This is a genomic window from Aquidulcibacter sp. (assembly GCF_044346625.1).
In the GTDB taxonomy this organism is placed as follows: domain Bacteria; phylum Pseudomonadota; class Alphaproteobacteria; order Caulobacterales; family Aquidulcibacteraceae; genus Aquidulcibacter.
The window spans coordinates 1-4,708 of the sequence record NZ_JBIIYV010000132.1 but is presented as its reverse complement, the minus strand read 5'-3'; the positions used below and the strand labels follow the sequence as shown (position 1 = coordinate 4,708).

Annotated in this window: 4 protein-coding genes; all 4 read right to left on the bottom strand. The window is 53.0% G+C overall.

The genetic code is table 11. The annotated features are described in order from the left end of the window. On the bottom strand, positions 1 to 419 hold a 419-nt coding region (locus ACIQ20_RS15925), incomplete at its 3' end, for a hypothetical protein (protein WP_395782043.1). Between the two features lie 53 nt (positions 420 to 472). Further along, the gene (locus tag ACIQ20_RS15920) at positions 473 to 1,165 is read right to left on the bottom strand and encodes a hypothetical protein (RefSeq protein WP_395782041.1); all 693 of its coding nucleotides are present in this window, start codon (positions 1,163 to 1,165) and stop codon (positions 473 to 475) included. A gap of 1 nt (position 1,166) precedes the next feature. Continuing rightward, positions 1,167 to 3,548 carry a LysM peptidoglycan-binding domain-containing protein gene (locus tag ACIQ20_RS15915; protein WP_395782039.1) on the bottom strand — a complete coding sequence of 794 codons (2,382 nt, stop codon included), beginning with the start codon at positions 3,546 to 3,548 and terminating at the stop codon, positions 1,167 to 1,169. Between the two features lie 132 nt (positions 3,549 to 3,680). Beyond that, complete coding sequence (locus tag ACIQ20_RS15910) at positions 3,681 to 4,403, bottom strand: hypothetical protein (protein ID WP_395782037.1); 723 nt, start codon at positions 4,401 to 4,403, stop codon at positions 3,681 to 3,683. Positions 4,404 to 4,708 lie beyond the last annotated feature (305 nt).

Below are 4,708 nucleotides of genomic sequence, written 5' to 3'. Positions count from 1 at the left end.
CGGTAGCGATTGGTTTGCGTGGCCAGCGATAGCACCGTGCCAATCGCGTCATAGGTGGTGGTGCTGATGTTATCCACCAACAGGCCATTGCCTTGACCGTCGTTCTGGCGAGTGCGGGTGGTGTCAGAAGTAACACGCCCTGCCAGATCATAGGTCATCATCCGGTCAACGGCGACTTGGGTACTGCCCGGACCTGTGAAGTCAGTCTGGCGGGTCATGCGGCCCAAGGCGTCAAACGTCATCGCGGCAACTTGGCCACCTTTTGTGGTGGGCTCGGCTGCCCCAAAGGCAGCAACGTTATGATAGACCGCGATCAGGCGACCCGATGAGTCATACTCATAATCGTCGCGCGCAATACCGGAGCTAAAGCCATTGAGGCCAGTTTCGCCACTGAATGATGTAGTCGCAACTGTCGTCACGCTCAACGCGGCAACAAAGCACTACACGTGACCTAACATCTCGAAGAGGGCTTTTATTGACTAACCAGCGAAAACTCGCGAGCAGCAGGCGCAATCGGGCCGGCCTTCGACACGAGAATTGCCTTTTCACCCGATGGGCAATAAAAGCTTTCATCGAACGCAACGATTCCCAAATGCTTTAGGTACGCATCGAGCATCTCTCCAGTGAAGCGCTTTTTAATCACTCTGTCTGCATACTTTTGGACATTTTCAAACGGCTGAACTTCTCCTTGAGCCGAAAAGGCCCATTTTGCACCATCGAACGCCACGGATACCGACCGAACACTGTTCAGGAAGTCGGTCTTATCCGGTCCAAATATCTCAATGATCGTTGCTGGATACCGGCCATCATATCCCTCAGGGATGTAAGTGGCCCTCACGGCATTACAGGATAGTTTTTCGGCCAAGTAAGACATTGGTGGAAATGCATCGGTGCCTTCGCGCCCATTATCGAAGAAGGCGGTCCACTCTGACCTAGTAGGAACAAACAAATATCTCCGCGTTTCAACACTAGTCAAAGGAAGAAGCCGCTTAAGATCGGACATAAACTCTCCCTCAAGCCGAACCTCTGCCAGCGAAACTCCTCGCTTAATTTGTATATCACACTGCCACTCAAGAAACGCCGCCGTTGCAACTTCAACGTCGCAGCATAAAAATCCAATCGTATCGGTAATTGGTGCTAAAGTTCCGGAGAATAGCTCGTTCATATCACCTTACCGTCTTTAGAATGACATTGCCTGCGGGATCATTTGCCATAATCCGAGTTTGATGATCCGGCCCTCGGGTCGAACTCGGTGTATCATATTCGATATACACCCTTCTACCGCTGGCGTCAGTATATTGAAGGTCTGGACGGTTAATACCTACTCGATTTCCAGCAGCATCGACTTGTTGTTGGTTAACGCGGAAGCGGGTGCCACCCGCTGCCCGCGCTTCAATGATATCAGCCTGAACTGCGGCATTCTGCGTGGGGCTCAAACCGATTGGCCTCCCCAATGGCAGTGCGCTCGGCGCATTCGGACTGATGGCTAAATCCTGGGCTAGTCTCGCCGGCACCGTCTCTGCGGCAACAGTCGCCCGAGCTGCGGTTGCCGTTGGTCGCAGGCTTGCCGCCCCAGCTATTGTCAAAGCCGCATCACCCATAAATTTTTGCGGGATCGCGTTATTGGTAGCCGTGTTTAATGGCCGACCAACTAGCACATCAACTGCAGATAAGGGTGCTGCGAGACCATATTCTATGACCCCATTTACACCTTCTAGCCCCCCGCCAAAACGGCCAATCGTGCCGGTAAAGCCCGTATTGTTTTCAAAAGCACGCGCAGTTGCATCCCCAGAACGCATTCTCGAAATGCCGCTATCCACGCGATTTAAATACGCTGAAGTGACCACGCCCCCAAAGGATCTAACTTCGCCCCCGATCCGCTGTACCGCAGCCCTGGATTGGACCTTGAATGAGCCGACAGCATTATTGCCACGGTTTATGCCACTTTGGATGGCGTCTGTGATACCCATCCTCAGGTTCCGAACATCTTGTTCAAACCTCTCCATGGCAATTGTAAACCAATTCTTTTTGTCCTGCCCAGACGCAGTGACAATCACCACTTCGGCTGTCCTTGGAAGCACAAGGTCGTTCGAAGCGAGTTGAAAGGCCCCCTCACCGTAACGTTTGGCCGCTCCCTGCCGTATTTCGGACCTAAGCTCAGCTGAGTTCTTCGGCGTAAGGATCGACGCCAGTCCATCAAAAATCATACTGCCCAGAACACTCGGCAAGGCTGATAGGACGTTGTCGCCAAAGTCTGATCCATCGATCAAGGATCGTGTGGCTGCATTGGTTAACATCGTTGTCGTTGACACCGCCGCTTTTACGACTTGACCAGACGCTTTGCTCAACATCGCACTGTTGCCGACCTTATAACCGACCCCAGCACCCACAGCAGAAGCCGCCACCGCCGCCCAGCTGAATTTATCCTGCAGGCCAAGGGCTACATTTATGCCTTGGCTGATCGCACTAGACGCGGCTGAGCGCGCAACCGCAGCGGTAAATCCTGTGCCAAACTTATTTGCCAAACCTCCATCAACACCAGCGGTGATGGCTGCCATGGCGACCGCCTTCCAGCTAAACTTGTCCTGTATGCCGATCGCCACGCCAACCGTCTGCGATACGATCGAACCAATGGCACCGCTAATTGCGGTGGCAATAAATCCGCCCCCGGGGAGCATCACCGTCACGGCAATGGCGATAATGGCGAGGAATATCTGCCCAAAGCCGCCACACTTCTGCTTCTTGGGTGGGACGGCTTGCGGGGTGGAGGGGGTTACGTCGCCGAGGGTTTCGGCGGGGTTGTAGGGGGTGACGGAGGACGCATTATAGGTGTTGCGCATCACCCCTGCGGGTAGGCGCAAGGTCTGGCCTTCAAACAGGGATGCCGCACCCGATAGGCCATTGGCTTCGGCGAGCTTATACCAAAGACCACTATCGCCCCACAGATTCTGGGCGATGCCTTGCAGGCTGTCGCCAGAGCGGACCACATAGCTGCCCGCAACTGAACCTTGGCTATAGCTGTTGATCACTTCCAGATTTGAGGAGAATTGCTCTTCCTGCTTGCCCACCGTCGCGCCATTGGCAAAAGCACCGGGCGCGGTTGTGGCGGGGGCCGCCTGCCGTTGAGCGACCGAGGCGGCGTAGGAACCTTCCCACCCGCCATTATTGGTGATCATGCCCATCTGGCGACCGGCAAAGCGGTACCACATGGCGCTGGGATCACCTTGGCTATAATTATTGTCCGACTCCCGCCGCCGGATCACTTGACCCGACACATCAGTGTCAAACGTCACCGTCCGCGCCCGACCGTCATTCACAAGCACGCTCTTGGTCACCATCTGACCGGCGATATTGGCCATAGTGAAGGTGGTGATCCGGGTGGCGGACCCTTCCTTATACGTGATCCCGGTCTGCACCGCACCTTGATACCACTCATAGGTGTAGGTGGTGGTGGAGGATGTATTGGTTCCCCAAACAGCGCCTTGGCCTTCCCCAATCCGACCGGTATAGGCATTGGCATTGCGGTAGCCAGAAAACGCCTGATACACCTCGACGCCATGAGTCGCTCGTCAAGGTAATAACGCAACCAATCCATCCCGTATTTAAAACCCGTCCGAACTTGGTCAAGACATGAGGTAAGGCGCGAAGCGTATTGCAGTCGGTTGGTTCGACAGCCTAGGTCAAGGGTAAACACCTATGCCAAATTCGAGCCTGTAGGACATTTGTTCCACGGGAGGTGGATTATCAGTAAGCCATTGGTTAGGAGCTAGCGTAATGCTGAACGAAACTGCGCCTCGGTTTCCCTGCGACAATGGAACCGCCCCAGCTGATGAACAAAGGCTGCGTGTTTTGAGATCAAAAATGGGATTGATTTGTTCTGCTACTTTATTTAACGGGACGTCGTTGCGGTGAAGCAGATTCAAATGCTCGAGCGTACCGCACTGCTGTGACGACGCCGGGAGCGTACGCGGTTTAAATCCAGAAAAATCTAGCCACGACTGAATACGCTTTCCCTCTTCGATTGCATCTTTGAAATTTATCTCTCCGTTCTTTAGGTAAAATATTATATTATTGCCTCGATTAATACCTGAATTTTCTAGTGTGACATCGAGAACGTTGAAATATGTGTTGGTGCGAACAATTTCGCTAAATTGAATTACAGTACCAGTTTTTTCGTCCCTAATTGTCAACAAGTCAAAGTCTGGTCCCTGATAGCCGCCAAGTTGGTCAAACAGAGCTGGATCGGGCGTTTCTCCATTGATCAGATAGCTGACCCCATTGTCTTTTACAGTAAACTCAAGCTTATGGTTCATTCGATCAGGTCCGATATTACAACCAAGCAAGCATAGCGAAGTTGCAACGATGAGAGCCTTAGCGGCCAGGCGGCCCCAGATATCGACCATTGAAAAACACTCCTAAGCTGCTGACGAATTTGCCGGGATTACCACTTGGCGCCGACGACGATAGGATATTTTTCTGTATCCAAGCAAACCCATTATTTGCAATTGCGAGTCGACCTTCGAGAGTTTCTGGATTGGCACCTTTTGGGGGCTCGATAACCCCAATTTCATTGCCTAGTGTGATCGTGTCCCATGGCGTGGTGTAACAGCGGCGTCATGAGGTAGCCGGTTTAGGGCTGAGTTGATCATGTTCAGGGGACTGCGCTGAGCATGACGATGGGATCATTGCTTAAAGGTGCGAGAGTTTC

Excerpts from the sequence above, each read along its gene's own strand:
- ACIQ20_RS15920 (WP_395782041.1), bottom strand. The coding sequence starts at position 1,165 with ATGAACGAGCTATTCTCCGGAACTTTAGCACCAATTACCGATACGATT.
- ACIQ20_RS15910 (WP_395782037.1), bottom strand. The coding sequence starts at position 4,403 with ATGGTCGATATCTGGGGCCGCCTGGCCGCTAAGGCTCTCATCGTTGCA.